The organism is Kitasatospora sp. NPDC004240 (assembly GCF_053603215.1).
This window is the reverse complement of the sequence record NZ_JBSGFD010000114.1, coordinates 1-19,227: the sequence shown is the minus strand read 5'-3', so window position 1 is coordinate 19,227 and position 19,227 is coordinate 1. Positions and strand designations below refer to the sequence as shown.

At 74.0% G+C, this 19,227-nt stretch carries 12 protein-coding genes; 3 read left to right on the top strand and 9 right to left on the bottom strand.

The genetic code is table 11. The annotated features are described in order from the left end of the window. Positions 1-14: 14 nt before the first annotated feature. From pflB to ACWEQL_RS26985, 3 genes are all read right to left on the bottom strand, one after another. On the bottom strand, positions 15-2,345 hold the full coding sequence (gene pflB, locus ACWEQL_RS26995; protein WP_452152910.1) for a formate C-acetyltransferase: 2,331 nt from the start codon (positions 2,343-2,345) through the stop codon (positions 15-17). A gap of 14 nt (positions 2,346-2,359) precedes the next feature. Next, a complete protein-coding gene (gene adhE / locus ACWEQL_RS26990; RefSeq protein ID WP_452152909.1) occupies positions 2,360-5,203 on the bottom strand; it encodes a bifunctional acetaldehyde-CoA/alcohol dehydrogenase in 2,844 nt (947 codons plus the stop codon). A gap of 250 nt (positions 5,204-5,453) precedes the next feature. After that, positions 5,454-6,380 (bottom strand): universal stress protein, encoded by a 927-nt coding sequence (locus ACWEQL_RS26985; RefSeq protein WP_452152908.1) that lies wholly within the window; start codon positions 6,378-6,380, stop codon positions 5,454-5,456. 277 nt (positions 6,381-6,657) lie between these two features. On the opposite strand from ACWEQL_RS26985, the gene ACWEQL_RS26980 reads away from it, so the two are divergent. Continuing rightward, complete coding sequence (locus ACWEQL_RS26980; protein ID WP_452152907.1) at positions 6,658-7,773, top strand: PfkB family carbohydrate kinase; 1,116 nt, start codon at positions 6,658-6,660, stop codon at positions 7,771-7,773. A 139-nt stretch (positions 7,774-7,912) separates the two neighbouring features. Then, complete coding sequence (locus tag ACWEQL_RS26975; RefSeq protein WP_452152906.1) at positions 7,913-8,851, top strand: pseudouridine-5'-phosphate glycosidase; 939 nt, start codon at positions 7,913-7,915, stop codon at positions 8,849-8,851. Between the two features lie 171 nt (positions 8,852-9,022). Here ACWEQL_RS26975 and ACWEQL_RS26970 read toward each other — a convergent pair whose 3' ends face one another. Then, positions 9,023-10,696: an AMP-binding protein gene (locus tag ACWEQL_RS26970; RefSeq protein WP_452152905.1), complete on the bottom strand. Its 1,674-nt coding sequence runs from the start codon at positions 10,694-10,696 to the stop codon at positions 9,023-9,025. A gap of 95 nt (positions 10,697-10,791) precedes the next feature. Continuing rightward, on the bottom strand, positions 10,792-11,868 hold the full coding sequence (locus ACWEQL_RS26965; protein WP_452152904.1) for a hypothetical protein: 1,077 nt from the start codon (positions 11,866-11,868) through the stop codon (positions 10,792-10,794). Between the two features lie 292 nt (positions 11,869-12,160). Between ACWEQL_RS26965 and ACWEQL_RS26960 the strand changes: the two genes are divergently transcribed. Beyond that, complete coding sequence (locus ACWEQL_RS26960) at positions 12,161-16,075, top strand: amino acid adenylation domain-containing protein (protein WP_452152903.1); 3,915 nt, start codon at positions 12,161-12,163, stop codon at positions 16,073-16,075. Positions 16,076-16,205: 130 nt separating this feature from the next. Here the strand turns inward: ACWEQL_RS26960 and ACWEQL_RS26955 are convergent, their stop codons facing one another. The 4 genes from ACWEQL_RS26955 to ACWEQL_RS26940 form a co-directional block, all read right to left on the bottom strand. Beyond that, entirely contained in the window at positions 16,206-17,084 is an 879-nt protein-coding gene (locus ACWEQL_RS26955; protein ID WP_452152902.1) for a septum formation family protein, read from the bottom strand. A gap of 170 nt (positions 17,085-17,254) precedes the next feature. After that, positions 17,255-18,088 (bottom strand): alpha/beta fold hydrolase, encoded by an 834-nt coding sequence (locus ACWEQL_RS26950; RefSeq protein ID WP_452152901.1) that lies wholly within the window; start codon positions 18,086-18,088, stop codon positions 17,255-17,257. A gap of 61 nt (positions 18,089-18,149) precedes the next feature. Continuing rightward, positions 18,150-18,440: a hypothetical protein gene (locus tag ACWEQL_RS26945; protein WP_452152900.1), complete on the bottom strand. Its 291-nt coding sequence runs from the start codon at positions 18,438-18,440 to the stop codon at positions 18,150-18,152. A gap of 188 nt (positions 18,441-18,628) precedes the next feature. After that, positions 18,629-19,227 (bottom strand): hypothetical protein (locus ACWEQL_RS26940; RefSeq protein ID WP_452152899.1); only part of this gene is annotated, 599 nt, incomplete at its 5' end.

Sequence of the window (19,227 nt, the reverse complement as noted above, 5' to 3'; positions counted from 1 at the left end):
TCGTACGGGTCTCGTCAGAGCGTGTCGTGGAAGGTGCGGTTGATCACGTCGAGCTGTTGCCGCCGGGTCAGCCGGACGAAGTTCACGGCGTACCCGCTGACCCGGATGGTGAGCTGCGGGTACTTCTCCGGGTGGTCCACGGCGTCGAGCAGGGTGGCCCGGTCGAGCACGTTGACGTTCATGTGGAAGCCGCCGACGGTGGTGTACCCGTCCAGCACGCCCACCAGGTTGGTGATCCGCTCGGCCCCGGTGCGGCCGAGCGCGTCGGGGGTGACGGTGCTGGTGAGCGAGATGCCGTCCTCGGCCTGCGCGTACGGCAGCTTGGCGACCGAGAGTGCGCTCGCCACGTACCCGTGGGTGTCGCGGCCGTTCATCGGGTTGGCGCCCGGGGAGAACGGCTCGCCGGCCCGGCGGCCGTCCGGCGTGTTGCCGGTCCTGGCGCCGTAGACCACGTTGGAGGTGATGGTCAGGACGGACTGGGTGTGCTCGGCGCCCCGGTAGGTGGGGTGGCGGCGCACCTTGCGCATGAACTCCTCCACCAGCCACACCGCGATCCCGTCGGCCCGGTCGTCGTTGTTGCCGTACGCCGGGTAGTCGCCCTCGACCAGGTAGTCGGTGACCAGCCCGGTGGCGTCGCGCACCGGGGTGACGGTGGCGTGGCGGATCGCCGACAGCGAGTCCGCGGCGACCGCGAGCCCGGCGATGCCGCAGGCCAGAGTGCGTCGCACGGCCCGGTCGTGCAGGGCCATCTCCAGCCGCTCGTAGGCGTACCGGTCGTGCATGTAGTGGATGACGTTGAGGGCGTGGACGTAGGTCCGGGCGAGCCAGTCCAGTTGCCCGTCGAGGCGGGCCAGCACCTCGTCGTGGTCGAGCGGTCCGTCGCCGACCGGCTCGGTCGGGGCCCCGACCTGCTCGCCGGTCCGCTCGTCGCGGCCGCCGTTGATCGCGTAGAGGACGGCCTTGGCGAGGTTGACCCGGGCGCCGAAGAACTGCATCTGCCGGCCGACCTCCATCGCGGAGACGCAGCAGGCGATCGCGCTGTCGTCGCCGGTGCGCGGGCGCAGCAGGTCGTCCGACTCGTACTGCACCGAGGAGGTGTCGACGGACACCTTGGCGCAGAACTCCTTGAACCCGCGCGGGAGTCGGGGCGACCACAGCACGGTCATGTTGGGCTCGGGCGCGGGTCCGAGGTTGTACAGCGTCTGCAGGTAGCGGAAGGAGGTGCGGGTGACCAGGGTGCGGCCGTCGGCGCCCATGCCGCCGATCGACTCGGTCACCCAGGTGGGGTCGCCGGAGAACAGTTCGTCGTACTCGGGGGTGCGCAGGAAGCGGACGATCCGCAGCTTGATGACGAAGTCGTCGATCAGCTCCTGTGCCTGAGTCTCCGTCAGGCGCCCTGCTGCGAGGTCGCGTTGGAGGTAGACGTCCAGGAAGGTCGAGGTGCGGCCGAGCGACATGGCCGCACCGTTCTGCTCCTTGACCGCGGCCAGGTAGGCGAAGTACAGCCACTGGATCGCCTCGTGGCCGGTACGGGCGGGGCCGGAGATGTCGTGGCCGTAGGCCGCGGCCATCTCCTTGAGCTCGCCCAGGGCCCGGATCTGTTCGGCGAGTTCCTCCCGCTCGCGGATGGTCTCCTCCAGCCGCGCCGCGTCGGTCGGGGCCTCGTCCAGGGCGGACTTCTCCTCCCGCTTGGCCTCGATCAGCCGGTCCACGCCGTAGAGGGCGACCCGGCGGTAGTCGCCGATGATCCGCCCGCGCCCGTAGGCGTCCGGCAGCCCGGTGATCACACCGGCCTTGCGGGCGGCGCGGATCTCGTCCGTGTAGGCGTCGAACACCCCGGCGTTGTGGGTCTTGCGGTACTCCGTGAAGACCTTCTCCAGCCGCGGATCGACCGGGTAGCCGTACGTGCGCAGCGCGCCGGCGACCATCCGCCAGCCGCCGTTGGGCATGATCGCGCGCTTGAGCGGGGCGTCGGTCTGCAGGCCGACGATCAGCTCCCGCTCCCGGTCGATCCACCCGGGCGGGTGCGCGGTGATGGTGGACGGGATGTCGTGGGAGACGTCGTACACGCCCTTGGCGCGTTCCTCGGGGAAGCGGTCGGTGATCCGCCGCCACACCTCGGTGGTCCGCTCGGTCGGGCCGGTCAGGAAGGCGGCGTCGCCCTCGTACGGGGTGCGGTTGTGCCGGATGAAGTCGGCGACGTCGACGGTGTCCCGCCAGACCCCGCCGCGAAAGCCCTCCCAGGCGGAGGCGGGCACGGGGGCAGGGGCTGGGGTCGGGGCGGAGGCCGGGGCCGGGGCAGGTGTCGGCGCGGGGGCCGGTGCCGTGTGCTGCGTGCTGCTCATCTCGGGGTCCCTTCTCAGTCCTGGTCGCCGTAGTAGGCCTGGCGCATCAGCCGCCGCATGTCGGCGAGCATCGGCATCCGGGGGTTGGCGGGGGCGCACTGGTCCTCGTAGGCGTTCATGGCCTGCTGCGGCAGCGCCGCGAGGAAGGCCTCCTCGTCCACCCCCGCGTCCTTGAAGGAGCGGGGGATGCCGACCCGGTCGCGGAGTTCCTCGACGGCCGCCGCGAGCGACTCGACGCCCTGCTCCGGCGTCGCGGCCGGCAGGCCCAGGGAGCGGGCGATCGCCTGGTAGCGCTCGGGGGCGACGTAACTGCGGTACTTGGGCCAGCCGGTGACCTTGGCCGGCGCGGAGCCGTTGTAGCGGATCACGTGCGGCAGCAGCAGCGCGTTGGTGCGGCCGTGGGCGACGTGGAAGGTGGCGCCCAGGGTGTGCGCCATCGCGTGCACCACGCCGAGGAAGGCCGAGCCGAAGGCCATCCCGGCGATGGTCCCGGCGTTGTGCATCCGTTCCCGGGCCTCCGGGTCGTGCGGGCCGTCGTTCACGGCCCGCTCCAGGTTCTCGAAGATCAGCCGGATCCCCTGGAGGGCGAGGCCGTCGGTGAAGTCGTTGGCGTAGACGGAGACGTAGGTCTCGATGCAGTGGGTCAGCGCGTCGAAGCCGGAGTCGGCGGTGACGTGCTTCGGCAGCCGGGTGGTCAGCGCCGGGTCGACGATGGCCACGCTCGGGGTGAGCGCGTAGTCCGCCAGCGGGTACTTCTGGCCGGTCCCGGTGTCCGTGATGACGGCGAACGGGGTGACCTCGCTGCCGGTGCCGGAGGTGGTCGGCACGCAGACCAGCGCGGCCCGTTCGCCCAGGTCGGGGAAGGTGAAGGCACGCTTGCGGATGTCGAAGAACTTCTCCTTCAGGTCCTCGAACTCGACGTCGGGGTGCTCGTACATCAGCCACATCACCTTCGCCGCGTCCATCGGCGAGCCGCCGCCCAGGGCGATGATGGTGTCCGGCTCGAACTCCCGCATCAGGGCGGCGCCGCGGCGGACGGTGTCGATGCTCGGGTTGGGCTCGACGTAGTCGATCACCCGGACCTCGACCGGGTCGCGGCGGCGGTCGAGGATGCCCCGGACGCGTTCCAGGTGGCCGATCTCCACCATGGTCCGGTCCGTGACGATCACGATCCGGTGGGCCTTCGGCATGCTGGCCAGGTACTTGACCGAGTTACGCTCGAAGTAGATCTTCGGCGGGACCTTGAACCACTGCAGGTTGGTGTTGCGCCGCCCGATCCGCTTGATGTTGACCAGGTTCAGCGCGGACACGTTCCCGGCGACCGAGTTGTGCCCGTAGCTGCCGCAGCCGAGGGTCAGCGAGGGCATGAACGCGTTGTAGACGTCCCCGATGCCCCCGTGCGAGCTGGGCGCGTTCCAGATGATCCGGCAGGCCTTGACCGCGTGCCCGAACTCCTCCACGAAGGCCTCGTCCTCGGTGTGCACCGCGGCCGAGTGGCCCAGCCCGTTGAACTCCACCATGGCGGCGGACAGTTCGACACCGGCCCGGCGGGAGTCGGCGGTCAGCACGGCCAGGACGGGGCAGAGCTTCTCGCGGGTCAGCGGCTCCCGCGGCCCGACCGCGGCGCAGTCGGCCAGGATGACCGTGGTGTCGGCCGGCACCTCGAACCCCGCCGCCCGCGCGACCTGCGCGGCCGACCGGCCCACCACCGCCGGGTTCAGCCGGTCCCCGGTGCGGTCGCCGCCGTCGCTCCCCTCGCCCGGTCCGGACCCCTCGCCCGGTCCGAACAGGTGCCGCTCCAGCAGCGCCTTCTCCTCCGCCGTGGCCAGGTGCGCCTTGAGCCTGCGGAACTCGGCGAGCGCCGCGTCGCGGATCTCCGCGTCCAGGACGACCGCCTGCTCGGAGGCGCAGATCATGCCGTTGTCGAAGGACTTCGACAGCACGATGTCGTTCACCGCCTGCCGCAGGTCCGCGCTCCGCTCCACGTAGGCGGGGACGTTCCCGGCCCCGACGCCGAGCGCCGGCTTGCCGCACGAGTACGCGGCCCGGACCATCCCGTTGCCGCCGGTGGCCAGGATGGTCGCGACGTCCGGGTGGTGCATCAGCGCCCGGGTGGCCGCCATCGAGGGCTGCTCGATCCACTGGACGCAGTGGGCCGGCGCGCCCGCCGCCACCGCCGCGTCCCGGACGATCCGGGCCGCCTCGGCGGAGCAGCGCTGGGCGGAGGGGTGGAAGGCGAGGACGATCGGGTTCCGGGTCTTCAGGGCCAGCAGGCACTTGAAGATCGTGGTCGAGGTCGGGTTGGTCACCGGGGTGATGCCGGCGACCACCCCGACCGGCTCGGCGATCTCCGTGATGCCGTCGATCTCGTCCCGGCTCACCACGCCGACCGTCTTCGTCCCGGCCATCGCGTGGGTGACGTTCTCGCAGGCGAAGACGTTCTTGACCGCCTTGTCCTCGAAGACGCCGCGCCCGGTCTCCTCGACGGCGAGGACGGCGAGTCCGGTGTGGCGGGCCAGGGCGGCGAGGGAGGCCTTCTTGACGATCCGGTCGACCTGCTCCTGGGTGAAGTCGGCGTACTCCTCCAGGGCCGTCAGGGCGTTCGCGACGAGCGCGCCGACGGCCTGCGCCTGGTCGTCGGCGGGGGCCTGGTCGTCGGCGGGGGCCTGGTCGTCGGCGGGGGCCGGCGCCTCAACGGCTTCGGTGGGCGCCTCGGTCGCGATGGTGGCCGGGAGTGTGGTGGGTACCCGGGATGCGGTGGGTACCTGGAGTGCGGTGGGTGCTTCGTCGGTGGGGGCCTGGGCCGCGGTGGGGCTCGCGGGCGGAGCCTTCTCCACGGTCTGCGGGCGGCGGAGCATGTCGTACCACCTTTCGGGTCGTCATCCGGGCCGGACGTTCCGCGCTCCGGATCGCCTTTCCGAGTCCCAGCCTCCTCCGGTGCCGCCGCCTGCGGACCCGACCAATGGGGTAGTCCGTACGGGCCCAAGGTCCCTGGTTCCGGCCGCCGTTGACGCCTCCCCACCGTGTGGCCCCGTCCGGTTCCGCGACCGGACGGGGCACCCCACGGTCCGGTCGACCGGCGTTCCGGCCGCACCGGGCGAGGGTGGATCACTCGTGCGGCACGATCGCCACCGGCCCGTACGCGTGGTGGAGGACGTGATGGGTCACGGCCCCGAGCCGGACCACCGGCGGGTGGAGGCGCGGAGCACGCCGGCCCAGGACGACCAGGGACGCGGTGTGCGTCGCCTCCGCCAGGAGGCGCCCCGCCGGACGGGCGGTCACCTCGGCCTCCACCGGGACGTCGGGGTACTTCTCCCGCCAGCGCCAGAGCGCGTCCCGCAGCCGCGTGGACTCGGCCCGCGCCACCGCGTCCCCGATCTCCCACTGCGCCACCGGGCCGTCGGTGGAGTAGCCGCCCGCCGGCGGCGTCCAGCTCTGCAGCGCCCGCACGCCGACCCCCCGGAGCATCGCCTGCTCGAAGGCGAAGGCGAGCACCGCGTCGCACGGCCGGTGCCCCTCGACCCCGACCACGACCTCCCCGGCCGCTCCCTCGTCCGCCGACGCGCCGCCGCCGTCCGCCGACGCCACCGCCTCGCCGGGCGTGACCGCCGGATCCGCCGGGTACCCGTCCCCGGTGGGCACGATCACGACCGGGCAGGGCGTGTGGGCCGCCAGCCGCACCCCGGTCGACCCCAGCAGCACCGCGGCGATCCCGCCGAGCCCGCGCGAGCCGACCACCAGCAGGCCGTCCCGCCGGCCCTCGGCCGCCAGCACGTAGGCCGGATCGCCGGGCACGTGCTCGCAGGAGACGGTCAACTCCGGCAGCCCCGCCGCGAGGCGGTCGCGGACGGCGAGCACCGCCGGCGGCATCAGCCGGGTCCGGTCGACGGTCTCCAGCGGTGCCGCGCCGTCGGGGGCGCCCGCGTGGACGATCCGCAGCCGGCGGCCGGTGCGCAGCGCCAACCGGGCGGCCCACTCGGCCGCGGTCCCGCTCCCCGCCGATCCGTCGACGCCCACCACCACGGAATGAGACATGGTCCCGTCCTCCTCGTTGTCCCGTGCCGGGGCCCGCTGCCCGCGGCCGAGCCGTCCGAGCACCAGACTGCGGGCCGGCCCGGCCTCCGTCCCATGGGTCGAACAGTCCCCGGCAGGGGCCCGAAGGTCCCGGGAGCCCGCGCGGCGGCCCGGCCGAGCGGCCCACCCGGCCGCACGCCCCCACATACGCCCTCCCCCGCGCACGCCCCGCCCTTCGGCGACGACACCCCACCCAGGCGCTTGCATACATATATAAAGACGCTTTAGTGTTCTAAGTATGGCGCTGACGGAGAGAGAACGCGAGATCCTCGGCCTGCTGCGGCACGATCCCCTCCTCGCCCCGGCGGAGATCGCCGAGCGGCTGGGCACCACCCGGGCGGCGGTGAACGTCCACCTGTCGAACCTCGCCCGCAAGGGGGCGATCCGCGGGCGCGGCTACATCCTCAGCGAGGAGCCGTGCGCCGTGGTGATCGGCGGGGCCAACCTCGACATCAAGGCGCGCAGCACGGCGACCGCCATCCTCGGGACCAGCAACCCGGGCACCGGCGCGATGGCGGCCGGCGGGGTGGCCCGCAACATCGCGGAGAACCTGGCCCGCCTCGGCACGCCGACGTACCTGGTGGCCGCGCTCGGGAACGATCCGATGGGCGAGCGACTGTTCGCCGACACCGCGGCCGCCGGGGTCCGGCTGGACCACGTGCACCGGGGCGAGCACCCGACCGGGACGTACACCGCGGTGCTGGACGCCAGCGGCGAACTCGTGCTGGCCGTGGCCGACATGACCGCCACCGCGCACCTGCGGCCCGAACACCTCGGCCCGGTCCGGGAGTTGCTCGCCCACGCCGGGCTGCTGATCCTGGACGGCAACCTCGCCGGCCCGACCGCCTCGCACGCCATGGACCTCGGCCTGGCCGCCGGCGTACGGACCCTGCTGGAACCGGTGAGCGTCCCCAAGGCCGCCGCGCTGGCCCCGCTGATCACCGCCGACCGCCCGCTGTTCGCCGTCACGCCCAACCGTGACGAGCTGACCGCGCTGACCGGCCTGCCCACCGGTACGGACGCCGAGATCCTCTCCGCCGCCGGGCAGTTGCACGAGCGCGGGGTCCACCACGTCTGGGTCCGGCTCGGCTCCCGGGGCAGCCTGCTGAGCAGCGCGGACGAGGGCCATGTCATCGTCCCGGCCCTGCCCGCGCGGGTCGAGGACGTCACCGGCGCCGGCGACTCGATGCTCGCCGCCTTCGCCCACGCGCTGCTCGCCGGGCACCCGCCGCGGGAGGCGGTCGCCCACGGCACCGCCGCGGCCGCGCTGACCATCGAGAGCGCGCACACCGTCCGGCCCGACCTGTCCGCGCGCCTGCTGGCGCAGACCCTCGCCGAACGCGGCGACGCCTAGGCCCGTACGCACCGGGCCCGTAGGCACCGGCCATGAGCAGCCGGGCCATGAGCACCGCACCCGTACGCGCCGGAGCGCACCCAGAACCCGCAGAAGTATCCGAAGAACCGAAGAACAGCACCGCCACCAGGAGCGCCCAGTGACCACCAGCACCCCGCACCCCGACCTCGTCCTCACCGAGGAGGTCCGCGACGCCCTCGCCGACGGCCGGCCGGTCGTCGCGCTGGAGAGCACCATCATCAGCCACGGCATGCCGTACCCGCAGAACGTCGCGATGGCCAACGAGGTCGAGGACATCATCCGCGGCCACGGCGTGGTGCCCGCCACCATCGCGGTGCTCGACGGCCGCCCCCGGATCGGCCTCACCCCGGAGGACCTGGAGCTGCTGGCCACCAGCGGCAACGTCACCAAGGCCAGCCTGCGCGACCTGCCGTACGTGATCGCCCGCCGCGAGCACGGCGCCACCACCGTCGCCGCGACCATGCGCCTGGCCGCCCTGGCCGGCATCCGGGTCTTCGTCACCGGCGGCCTCGGCGGCGTCCACCGCGGCGCCCAGCAGAGCTTCGACATCAGCGCCGACCTCACCGAACTCGCCCAGACCGACGTCGCGGTGGTCAGCGCCGGCGTCAAGAGCATCCTGGACATCGGCCTGACGCTGGAGAACCTGGAGACCGGCGGCGTTCCCGTGATCGCCTACGGCACCGACGAGTTCCCGGCCTTCTTCTCCCGCAGCAGCGGCTTCTCGGCGCCGATGCGCTCCGACTCCCCCGAGGAGATCGCCGCCGTCATGCGCGCCAAGTGGGGCCTGGGCATCGCCGGCGGCCTGAACATCGCCAACCCGATCCCCGAGGGCGACGAGATCCCCGCCGAGCGGATCTCCGCCATCATCGAGCAGGCGCTGGCCGACATGGACGCGCTGGGTATCAAGGGCAAGGACGCCACCCCGTACCTGCTCGGCCGGATCGTGGAGATCACCGGCGGCGACAGCCTCAAGGCCAACATCGCCCTGGTGAAGAACAACGCCCACCTCGGCGCCCGGATCGCCACCGCCTACGCGGCACTCCCGGCGGCCCACTGAGACCACCGGGCCGTGCACGGCGGGCGGGGGGTCCGCCCGCCGCGCACGGCCCGGTCTCCCCGCGCCCGCCGCGCACCCCCTGCGCGGGTGCGCGGCGACAGCGTCCACTTCAGCCCGGGCGGCAGACGCGCGGGTGTGCGGAGGGTACGCGGCGGGTGCTCTTCGCGGATGTCAGGCGTGGTCGGTGGTGGCGGCGTCGTGGAGGTCGAGGAGGGTGATGGCCTGGTGGCGCATCTCGACCTTGCGGATCTTGCCGGTGACGGTCATGGGATAGTCGTCGACGAGGTGGACGTAGCGGGGGATCTTGTAGTGGGCGATCCGGCCGGTGCAGAAGGTGCGGAGGGCTTCGGGGGTGAGGGCGGGGGCGCCGGGGCGGAGTTTGATCCAGGCCATCAGCTCCTCGCCGTACTTGGCGTCGGGGACCCCGATGACCTGGGCGTCGAGGACGTCGGGGTGGGTGTGGAGGAACTCCTCGATCTCGCGCGGGTAGATGTTCTCGCCGCCCCTGATGACCATGTCCTTGATACGGCCGGTGATGTTGAGGTAGCCCTCCTCGTCCATGACGGCGAGGTCGCCGGTGCTCATCCAGCCCTCGGGGTCGATCGCCTCGGCGGTGCGCCCGGGGTCGTTCCAGTAACCGAGCATCACGGAGTAGCCCTGGGTGCGGAGTTCGCCGGGGGTGCCGCGGGGGACGGTGCGGCCGGTGTGCGGGTCGACGACCTTGACCCTCAGGTGGGGGCCGACCCGGCCGACCGTGGAGACGCGGCGTTCGAGGGGGTCGTCGAGGCGGGTCTGGGTGGAGACGGGCGAGGTCTCGGTCATGCCGTAGCAGATGGACACGTCGCGCATGCCCATCCGTTCGACGACCTGCTTCATCACCTCGACGGGGCAGGGTGAGCCCGCCATGATCCCGGTGCGCAGGCCGGTGAGGTCGTGGTCGGCGAAGGTCGGGTCGTTGAGTTCGGCGATGAACATGGTGGGGACGCCGTAGAGCGAGGTGCAGCGTTCGGCGGCGACCGCGCGCAGGGTCGCCGCCGGATCGAAGGCCGGGGCGGGGATGACCACGCAGGCGCCGTGCGAGAGGGCCGCGAGGTTGCCCATCACCATGCCGAAGCAGTGGTAGAAGGGGACGGGGACGCAGATCCGGTCCTGCTCGGTGTAGCCGCAGAGCTCGCCGACGAAGTGACCGTTGTTCAGGATGTTGCGGTGGGAGAGTGTCGCGCCCTTGGGGAAGCCGGTGGTGCCCGAGGTGTACTGGATGTTGATCGCGTCGTCGGCGCGCAGCCCGGCGGAGACGGTGGCGAGGTGCTCCCGGGCGGCGGGGTCGGCGGCGACGGCGGCGTCACCGGCGGCGAGGAGGCCGTGCCAGGTGTCGGTGCCGATCAGCAGGACGTCCTTCAGCTGCGGGCAGGCCAGCCGGGCCTCGGCGAGCATGGCCGCGTAGTCGGAGGTCTTGAAGGACGCCGCGGCGATGACCGTGCGGATGCCCGACTGGCGCAGCACGTACTCCAGTTCGTGGGTGCGGTAGCCGGGGTTGACGGTCACCAGGATCGCGCCGATCCGGGCGGTGGCGTACTGGGTGAACACCCACTCGGGACAGTTCGGGGCCCAGATGCCGACCCGGTCACCGGGGGTGACGCCCAGGGCGAGCAGGCCGAGGGCCACCCGGTCGACCTCCTCGGCGAGTCGGCGGTACGTCCAGCGGCGCCCGCTCGGCACGTCGACCAGGGCCTCCCGGTCGGGGTGCGTACGGACGGCGTCGTCGAGGGCGGCGCCGATGGTGACGTCCAGCAGCGGGGTCTCCGTGGGGCCGGTGCTGAGGCTGGGCTGAGGCGTCGTCGACATGCGGGGACTCCTGTGCTCGTCCGGACGGAGGGTCACCGAGTCTAGGCAGCGTCATCGGTGGGCGCCATCCTCGACGCGGTCCCGGGCGGGAGGCGTCAGCGGCGGCGGTGGCGCAGGTACCAAAGGGTGCCGACGGCGGCGCCGGCGGCGGTCAGCAGGAGGGCGAGCCGGGGCCAGCCGGCTCCCTCGTCCCAGCCCTTCAGACCGACGAGGAAGAACAGGACGGTCCCCACCGGCACCAGGACCGAGACGGCGGCGCGCAGGAAGGCGGCGACGATGCCGGGGTCGGCGGCGGGCCTGTCGGGTTCCGGCTCCCCGGCGGGCCGGGGTCCGCCGGGGCCGCCTTCCTGCACGCCGCCGGGTGAGCCGGGCTCGCCGTCGGCCTCGGGCTCCTCGACGGGCAGGGCCCCGTCCGGGCCGGGCCCGTCCCGGTAGTAGCCGACGGTCCGCCGGGCGAGCTTCCCGGTCGCGTGGTGGTAGGAGACGGCGAGGTAGGGCAGCCAGACCAGCGGCACCACGAACCCGACCACGATCAGCACGATCACGCCCGCCCAGCGCCGGATCCGGACCGGCAGCGGGTCGGGTGCCTCCGGCGGCCCGACCAGGCCCAGCAGGTGGGCCATCCGCACGATCACGGCCCACAGGGCGGACAGGCGGCGGCGCGGGCGGAGGCCGCCGTGGCGGACCGGGCGGTCGTCGAGCGCGGCGAGGGCGGCGGTGGCCGTGGGCACGTCGGGGTGGGCCCCCTGGAGGACGAGGAGCTCGGCGGCCCGCCGCGGGTCGGTGGCGTCGTGGCCGGCGAGTTCCGCCAGTTCGAGGGTCATCCGCAGCTGGGCGAGCAGGGCGCCGCAGAAGGCGACGGGGATCAGGGCCATGAAGGGGCCGCCGACGAAGGCGCCCTGGGAGACGACGATCCGCCGGTTGTGGTCGAGCAGGACGGTCCGGAGCTCCTCGGGCCCGGCGTCGGGGTGCTCCCGGCGGACCCGGGCGACCACGGCGGCGGCGCCGGGGCTGAGGAAGCGGAAGGAGAAGGAGGCCAGGTTCTCGGGCAGGTGGCCGGGATCGGAGGTCATCTCGCGCACCAGCCACCGCACCAGGTGCCGTTCGACACCCGTCCCGGGGGTAACCCCGGCCCCGGCGTCCTCGGCCGGGCCGGACCGCTCGCTCGCCACACGTCCATTGTCACGTCCGGCGGCACCGGGGCACCCGCCGCGCCCGGCCCCGGGATCGTACGGGGCCACACGCGTCCCGAACGGTCGCCGCACGGGTCCCGAGGGGCCGGTGGGACGTACGGGACCGCACGGGACGCACGAGGCGTCCGGCGGGACCGCCTTCCGGGGCGCGGTGGCGGCCAGCGGCCCATGCGCCCGGGACAGCGGGCGGCCGACGGTGGGAGTCCGGTCGGCGCGAAGGGGCGCCGGCCGGAGCCCGTCAGACGTTCCGAAGGACCAGGGGTTCCCCACCATGCGCGACGCATCGTCCACCACCACCGCCCGCACCACCCGGCCCACCGGGCCCGGCCCGTTCTCGCTGCCGGCCCTGCTCGCCCAGCAGGCCCGCGCCCGCGGCGGAGCCGTCGCCGTCACCGGTGACGGCCGCGCCCTCACCTTCCGGCAGCTGGACCGCGCGAGCGGCCGCCTCGCCGGGTACCTCCGCTCCCTGGGGGTGGGCCCCGACACGTGCGTGGGCCTGTACCTGGAGCCGTCCCTGGACCTGATGACCGGCGTGTGGGGCGTGCTCGCCGCCGGCGCCGGCTACCTCCCGCTGTCCCCGGAGTACCCGGAGGAGCGGCTGCGCCACATGATCGACGACAGCCGGACCCGGGTCGTGCTCACCCAGCCGCACCTGGCCGGACGGCTGGCCGGGCTGGTCCCGCCCGGCACCCGGATCGTCACCGCGGCGGACGCCGGGGGCCACACCGGCCCGCGCCCGGAGCCGCCCGGCGCCGACGACCTGGCGTACGTGATCTACACCTCCGGCTCCACCGGCCGGCCCAAGGGCGTCATGATCGAGCACCGCGCGGTGGTCTCCCAGATGCGCTGGCTGCACGCCCACGGACATCTGGGCGCGGACTCCACCGTGCTGCAGAAGACCCCGATGAGCTTCGACGCGGCGCAGTGGGAGCTGCTGGCCCCCGCGGTCGGCGCCCGGGTGGCCATGGGCACCCCGGGGCTGCACCGCGACCCGCACGCGCTGATCGCGGCCGTGCGCGAGCACGGGGTGACCACGCTGCAGTGCGTGCCGACGCTGCTGCAGGCGCTGCTGGACACCGAGGAGCTGGCCGGCTGCGCCACGCTGCGGCAGGTGTTCAGCGGCGGCGAGGCGCTCTCGCAACGGCTGGCGGCCGCCCTCGGACGGGCGCTGCCGCGGGCCGCGCTGGTCAACCTGTACGGGCCCACCGAGTGCACCATCAACGCGACCGCGCACCTGGTCGACCCGGAGCGGCTGGGCGACGGCGGGTCGTCGGTACCGATCGGCGTGCCGGTCGACAACACCCAGTGCTTCATCCTGGACGAGAACCTGGCGCCGGTGGACATCGGCACCACCGGTGAGCTGTACATCGGCGGCGTCCAGCTGGCCCGCGGCTACCTGAACCACCCGGAGCAGACCCGGCGGCGCTTCGTGCCCTCGCCGTTCGTGCCGACCCAGCGGCTGTACCGCACCGGCGACCTGGCGCACTGGAACCCGGACGGCACCATCCAGTTCGCCGGCCGGACGGACAACCAGATCAAGCTGCGCGGCCACCGCATCGAGCTCGACGAGATCCGCCTGGCCATCGAGGAGCACACCTGGGTCAAGCGGGCCGCCGCGCTGGTCACCGACGACGAGCGGACGGGCTCGCAGCACCTGATCGCCTGCGTGGAGCTCAACCCCAAGGAGGCCGCCCTGATGGACCAGGGCAACCACGGCCGCCACCACCAGTCGAAGTCCGGCCGCCTCCAGGTCCGGGCGCAGCTGTCCGACCCGGGGGTCCGGGAGGAGGCCGAGCTGGCCGGCCGCCCGGTCACGGCGCTGCCGGGCCGGGAGGGGACGGCGCGGCAGCGGCGGGAGGTGTTCGCCCGCAAGACGTACCGCTTCTTCGAGGGCGGCACGGTCACCCGCGAGGACCTGCTCGGCCTGCTGGCACCGTACGAGCCGCCCCAGGGGCCGCCGGACGAACCGCCCCAGGGACCGCCGGACGGCCCGGCGCTCCGGACGGGTGGGCCGACGTTCGCCGAACTCGGCGAGGTGCTGCGCTGGTTCGGCCAGTTCCGCAGCGCGGAGCGGCTGCTGCCGAAGTACGCGTACGCCTCCCCCGGCGCCCTGTACGCGACCCAGCTGTACCTGGAGAGCGACGGCGGCGGGGCGCTGGCGACCGGCGTGTACTACTACCACCCGCTGGACCACACCCTGGTCCGGGTCGGCGACGCCACCGGCGCGTCCGGCGCCGGTCCATCCCCCGTCGGGCCGGGCGGGCTGACCGTGCACCTCCTCGGCAAGCGGCGCGCCATCGAGCCGGTGTACCGCACCAACATCCTGGAGGTGCTGGAGCTGGAGGCCGGTCACATGCTCGGCGTCTTCGAGGAGGTGCTGGCCCCGTACGGGCTCGGCATCCGGCCGCTGCACCACCGGCCCGGGGCCAAGGCCGCGCTGGACGTCGCCGAGGAGGACCACTACCTGGGCGCCTTCACCCTGGGGCCCCGGGACGCCACGCCCCGCCCGCCCGGGTACGAGCTGTACCTCCAGGTCCACCCGGACCGGGTCGAGGGCCTGGCGCCCGGCCAGTACCGCTACGCCGACGGGCGGTTGGAGCACCTGTCGGAGGAACTGGTGCACGCCCGGCACGTCATCGCCATCAACCAGCAGGTGTACCGGCGGGCGAGCTTCGGTGTGACGGCGGTCGCCCGCCCCGGCGGTCCGGCCTGGCTGGAGTACATCGGCCTGGGCACCGCCCTGCACCGGCTGCAGCGCAACGGCCTGCGGCTGGGCCTGATGTCCTCCGGCTACAGCTCCCGCAGCGGCCACCCGCTGCCGGCCGCCCGGCGGATCGACGACATCCTCACCGCCCGCGGACTGCCCACCGGTCCGTCGTACTTCTTCCTCGGCGGCAAGGTCGGCGAGGAGCAGATCGACAGCGAGGGCATGTACGAGGACACCGTGCACATGAAGGGCCCGGCCGAGATCGTCCGCGACGAACTGGCCAACCTGCTGCCCCCGTACATGGTGCCCAACCGGGTGCTGGTGCTGGACGAGCTCCCGCTGACCGCCAACGGCAAGGTGGACCTGCGGGCGCTCGCCGCGGACGAACAGGTCCGCGGCGCCGAGCGGCACGCCCCGTACACCGCGCCCGCCACGCCCACCGAACGGCACCTCGCCGAGGTGTGGGGCAGGGCGCTGAAGTACGAGCGGGTCTCCTCCCAGGACGACTTCTTCGCGGCCGGCGGGAACTCCCTGACCGCGGTCACCCTGATCAACACGCTCAACCGGCACCACGGCATCCGGCTGCCGCTCCAGGTGCTGTTCCGCTCGCCCCGGCTCGCCGACCTGGCGGCCCGGATCGACCGGGACCTGCGGGGCGGGGGCGGCGGGGAGGACGCGGGCGCGGCGGTGTCCCGGCTGGTGCCGCTGCAGGCCGAGGGCGGCGGGCACCCGGTGTTCTGCTGGCCGGGCCTCGGCGGGTACCCGATGAACCTGCGGCTGCTGGCCCGCGCTGCCGGCACCGAGCGCCCGTTCTACGGCATCCAGGCGCACGGCATCAACGCCGGCGAGACCCCGTACCCGACCATCCGGGAGATGGCGGCCGCGGACATCGCCGAGATCCTCCGCGTGCAGCCCGAGGGCCCCTACACCCTGTGGGGGTACTCCTTCGGCGCCCGGCTGGCCTTCGAGACCGCCTGGCAGCTGGAGCGGGCCGGCCGGCGGGTGGAGCGGCTGCTGCTGATCTGCCCGGGCAACCCGTCGCTGCCCGACCGCCCCGGCCGGCCGTCCACCCGGGAGTCCTCGTACGACAACCCCGCCTACGTCACCATCCTGTACTCGGTGTTCACCGGCACCGTCGACGGCCCCGACCTGGAACGCTGCCTGGAGACCGTCCGGGACGAGGGCGGTTTCACCGCCCACGTCCACCGGCTGCTGCCGGAGCTCGACGAGGGGCTGATCCGGCGGATCGTCCGGATCGTCGGCCGGACCTACGAGTTCGACTACAGCTTCCACGAGCTCACCGAGCGCCGGCTGGACGCCCCGGTGACCATCCTCAAGGCCACCGGCGACGACTACTCCTTCATCGAGAAGGCGGCCGGCTTCAGTGCCGCACCGCCCACCGTCCGTCAACTGCGGCACGGCCACTACGCCGTGCTCAGGGAGGCCGGGGTCGGCGAACTCGCCGAGGCCGCCGGCTGAGCCACGGAACGCCGAGGTCCCCGTCCGGACGGACGGGGACCTCGGCGTGCGGGACGGGCCCTCGGCGGGGGGGTTCAGGCCCCGGCGTGCAGTACGGGACTCGGCGTGCTGCTGGAGACCGGCGTGCGGTTCAGCGGGCCGGGGTCTGCGGCACCGGGCCCGACCAGGCCTGCCAGGAGGAGACGTAACACAGGGCCTCGTGGTTCTGGGCCGTCCACCAGCCGGGCGCGCTCGGGTAGAGGTAGCTGTCGGTGAAGCCCCGCGGCAGGGAGGTGCCGCCGCCCGGGCGCTTGGCCAGTTCCTCCTCGCACAGCTCGGCCGTCGCCCGCTGCACCTCCTCGTCGCCCGGGTAGGCGAGGCCGCCCGGGATCGTGACCACCGCGTAGAACTCCATGCGGTGCGGCTGCGCGCAGGGCACGATCGCGAACTTGCTCGGCGAGTCGTTCTCCAGCTCGGGGGAGTTCTCGGCGCAGTCCCCCGCCCTCGGGTACCAGGCGCCGGCCTGGCCCGCGTGCAGCGGCCGGCCGTCCGGGCCGCGCTCGGGGCCGTCCACCATGGTGTGGTGGATCGCCAGCACGAGGACGACCACCACGCCGGTCACCACGGCCCACCCGAGCGAGACCACCAGCGCGATGACCGCCGCGGGGAATCCGCGCTGGCCGTACCGGGAGATCCGGCTCATCGCGACGATCGCGCAGACCAGCGCCACCAGCCAGAGCGGGATCAGGAAGCCCAGCACGGCGAGGCCCAGCGAGACCAGGGCGAGGACGCTGAGCGGCTTGCGTGGCGCGACGGGCACGAAGGCCGGGGCGGTGCGCCAGTCCACCGGCGCCGCGAAGGGGTCGCCGGCGGCCGGCGGGGGTGCGACGGCTACGGGAGAGGCGGCCGCGGCGTCGGCGGGAGAGGCGGCCGCGGCGTCGGCGGGAGAGGAAGGGGCCTCGGGGCCGGCGGGTACCTCGCCGGCGGCGGGCGAGGCGGGTCCGGCGGGGTCGTCGGCAGGGTGCGACACGGTGACGGGTCTCCACAAAGGTGAGCACGGGGCGGCCGTTCTGACGGACCGCCGGGCGAATATAGCTGATCATCCGATCACGGAGCACAACGGCCCCGACGGCCCTCCGCAGGAGCGGACGGCCGCTGTGGAGGGCCGCTACGGACGGCCGCCGAGGACGGCCCGGACGCCTACCGGAGGAAGGGCGCGACGGCCGCGACGAAGGCGGCCGGGTCGTCGGCCCACGGGAAGTGGCCGGCCCCCGGCCGGAGGACGTACTCGGCCCGGGGGAACAGCCCGGCGTACTCGGCCACCGAGGCGGGCGGGCTGTTGAGGTCATGCGCGCCGGCGAGCAGCAGGGCCGGGGCGTCCAGGGTGGCGAGGGCGGCGCGGGTGGCCTCCGGGTCGAAGGCGCCGTCGGCCCCGAAGCGGGCGAGCAGCGCGAGGTCGCCCGGGCGCGCGAGCTCGTTCAGCCGCCGCGCCTCGTCGTCCCAACGGCCGTGCAGGAAGGGCGCGATGGCCTCCGGGTCGCCGCCGGTGCCGGCGACGAGTGCCTCCAGGGCGGCGAAGGCCGCCGGGAACCACGGCTCCTCCCGGCGCAGTGCGGCGAGCCGGATCCGCTCCTCGCCGGTGACCGTGATGCCGACCGCCCGGGGGCTGGGGGTGATCAGTACCAGCCGGCCGATCCGGTGCGGGTACCGCTCGGCGTACCGCACGGCCAGGTTGGCGCCGGCGCAGTGGGCGAGCAGGTCCGGGCGGGCGAGGCCGAGGTGCTCGCGCAGGGCCTCGACGTCCTCGGCCATCCGGTCGCAGCGGTAGGTGTCGGCGTCCTCGGGTACCGCGGACGCGCCGGTGCCGCGCGGGTCCAGGACGACCAGCCGGCGGTGGGCGGAGAGGCCGCCGAGGTCGCCGAGGTAGCGGGAGTCGGTGGGCCCGCCGGGGAGGCAGACGACGGGGTCGCCGTCACCCGCCCCCTCGACGCGGTACGAGAGCCGGGTGCCGTCCGGCGCGGAGAAGCTGGGCATGATGATGATCATTTCAGCGACCGGCCCGGCCGGGCAATCGCATAAACCGCGGCGGCGGCACTCAGCCGGACGCCCGGACGGACGGCCCCGCGGTCGGATCCGTGCAGCCCGCCGCCCGGTGGTCCGTGAGTGCCCGGTGCTCCCCGGCGGGTGTGGGCGGGCAGGGATCCGGGGTGCCGTCGACGACGCGGCAGCCGTCCGCGGACGTCGGGACCGTACAGGTCCGGTTCGCCTCCGGGCCGCAGCCGTGCGCCAGCACCAGGAACAGCCCCACCAGTACCAGCCAGAGCGCGCAGCCCACCACGGCCGCGGCCAGGCCGGACGGCTCCCTGGCCTGCCTCCCCGGGTCCATGACACCACCCCCGCACCGAGACTACCCAGCACCCGGCCGGGGGTAGCCCGGCGGCGGACGGGAGGTTCGTACACCGGGATCGCGACCTGCGGGTGCGCGCCCCCGGGCGACCATGCGGGCCCCGGGACGACGCGGGCCCCGGGCACCGGAGGTCGGTGCCGGGGCCCGGGGCCGGCCCGTGGTGCGGGTCAGGAGCCCAGCACGACGTCCGGGGTCTTGCCGGTCTGGGCCTGCTCGATGCGCTGGGCGAGCATGGTGGCGAGGCGCTGGGTCAGCTTGGGGTCGACCGGGCCGTCCTCGGTGGAGACGGTGGCCACCACGGTGCCCGCGCGCATGACGATGCTGACGCCGCCCCGGGCGGCGTCCTGGCTCTGCCAGGCCCGGCTCTCGGTGCCGATCACGGGCAGCTCGACGGAGCGGTAGCGGCTGTCGCCGAAGGCCGCGTACGCCTCCTTGAGCTTGCCCTGCGAGGCGGCCTTGGTGGGCAGGGTGTCGACGAGGAATCGGGCCGTCACGTCGCCGGAGGTGAACCGCGCCTCGCCGCTGAGCGGCTTGCCGTTGCAGGAGGCCGGGTTCTTGCAGTCCGAGGAGTGGTCGGTGGGGTCGACGCGACGCTTGTCCTGCTCCCAGCCGGGCAGCGCGGCCTGGTCGGGCATCAGCTTGACGACCAGCGCGTAGTCGAGCACCGGGGTCTCGGCGTCCTTCCAGACGATCGGCGGCGGCGCGGCCGCGCCGGTGCCCGTACCGCCGGCGCCGCCCGGGGCGGCCGTCCCGCCGGCCCCGGTGC

What these genes read in the sequence shown, in the direction of transcription:
- pflB (WP_452152910.1), bottom strand. Translation starts at nt 2,345, where the DNA reads ATGAGCAGCACGCAGCACACGGCACCGGCCCCCGCGCCGACACCTGCC.
- adhE (WP_452152909.1), bottom strand. Translation starts at nt 5,203, where the DNA reads ATGCTCCGCCGCCCGCAGACCGTGGAGAAGGCTCCGCCCGCGAGCCCC.
- ACWEQL_RS26985 (WP_452152908.1), bottom strand. Translation starts at nt 6,380, where the DNA reads ATGTCTCATTCCGTGGTGGTGGGCGTCGACGGATCGGCGGGGAGCGGG.
- ACWEQL_RS26980 (WP_452152907.1), top strand. Translation starts at nt 6,658, where the DNA reads ATGGCGCTGACGGAGAGAGAACGCGAGATCCTCGGCCTGCTGCGGCAC.
- ACWEQL_RS26970 (WP_452152905.1), bottom strand. Translation starts at nt 10,696, where the DNA reads ATGTCGACGACGCCTCAGCCCAGCCTCAGCACCGGCCCCACGGAGACC.
- ACWEQL_RS26960 (WP_452152903.1), top strand. Translation starts at nt 12,161, where the DNA reads ATGCGCGACGCATCGTCCACCACCACCGCCCGCACCACCCGGCCCACC.
- ACWEQL_RS26950 (WP_452152901.1), bottom strand. Translation starts at nt 18,088, where the DNA reads ATGCCCAGCTTCTCCGCGCCGGACGGCACCCGGCTCTCGTACCGCGTC.
- ACWEQL_RS26945 (WP_452152900.1), bottom strand. Translation starts at nt 18,440, where the DNA reads ATGGACCCGGGGAGGCAGGCCAGGGAGCCGTCCGGCCTGGCCGCGGCC.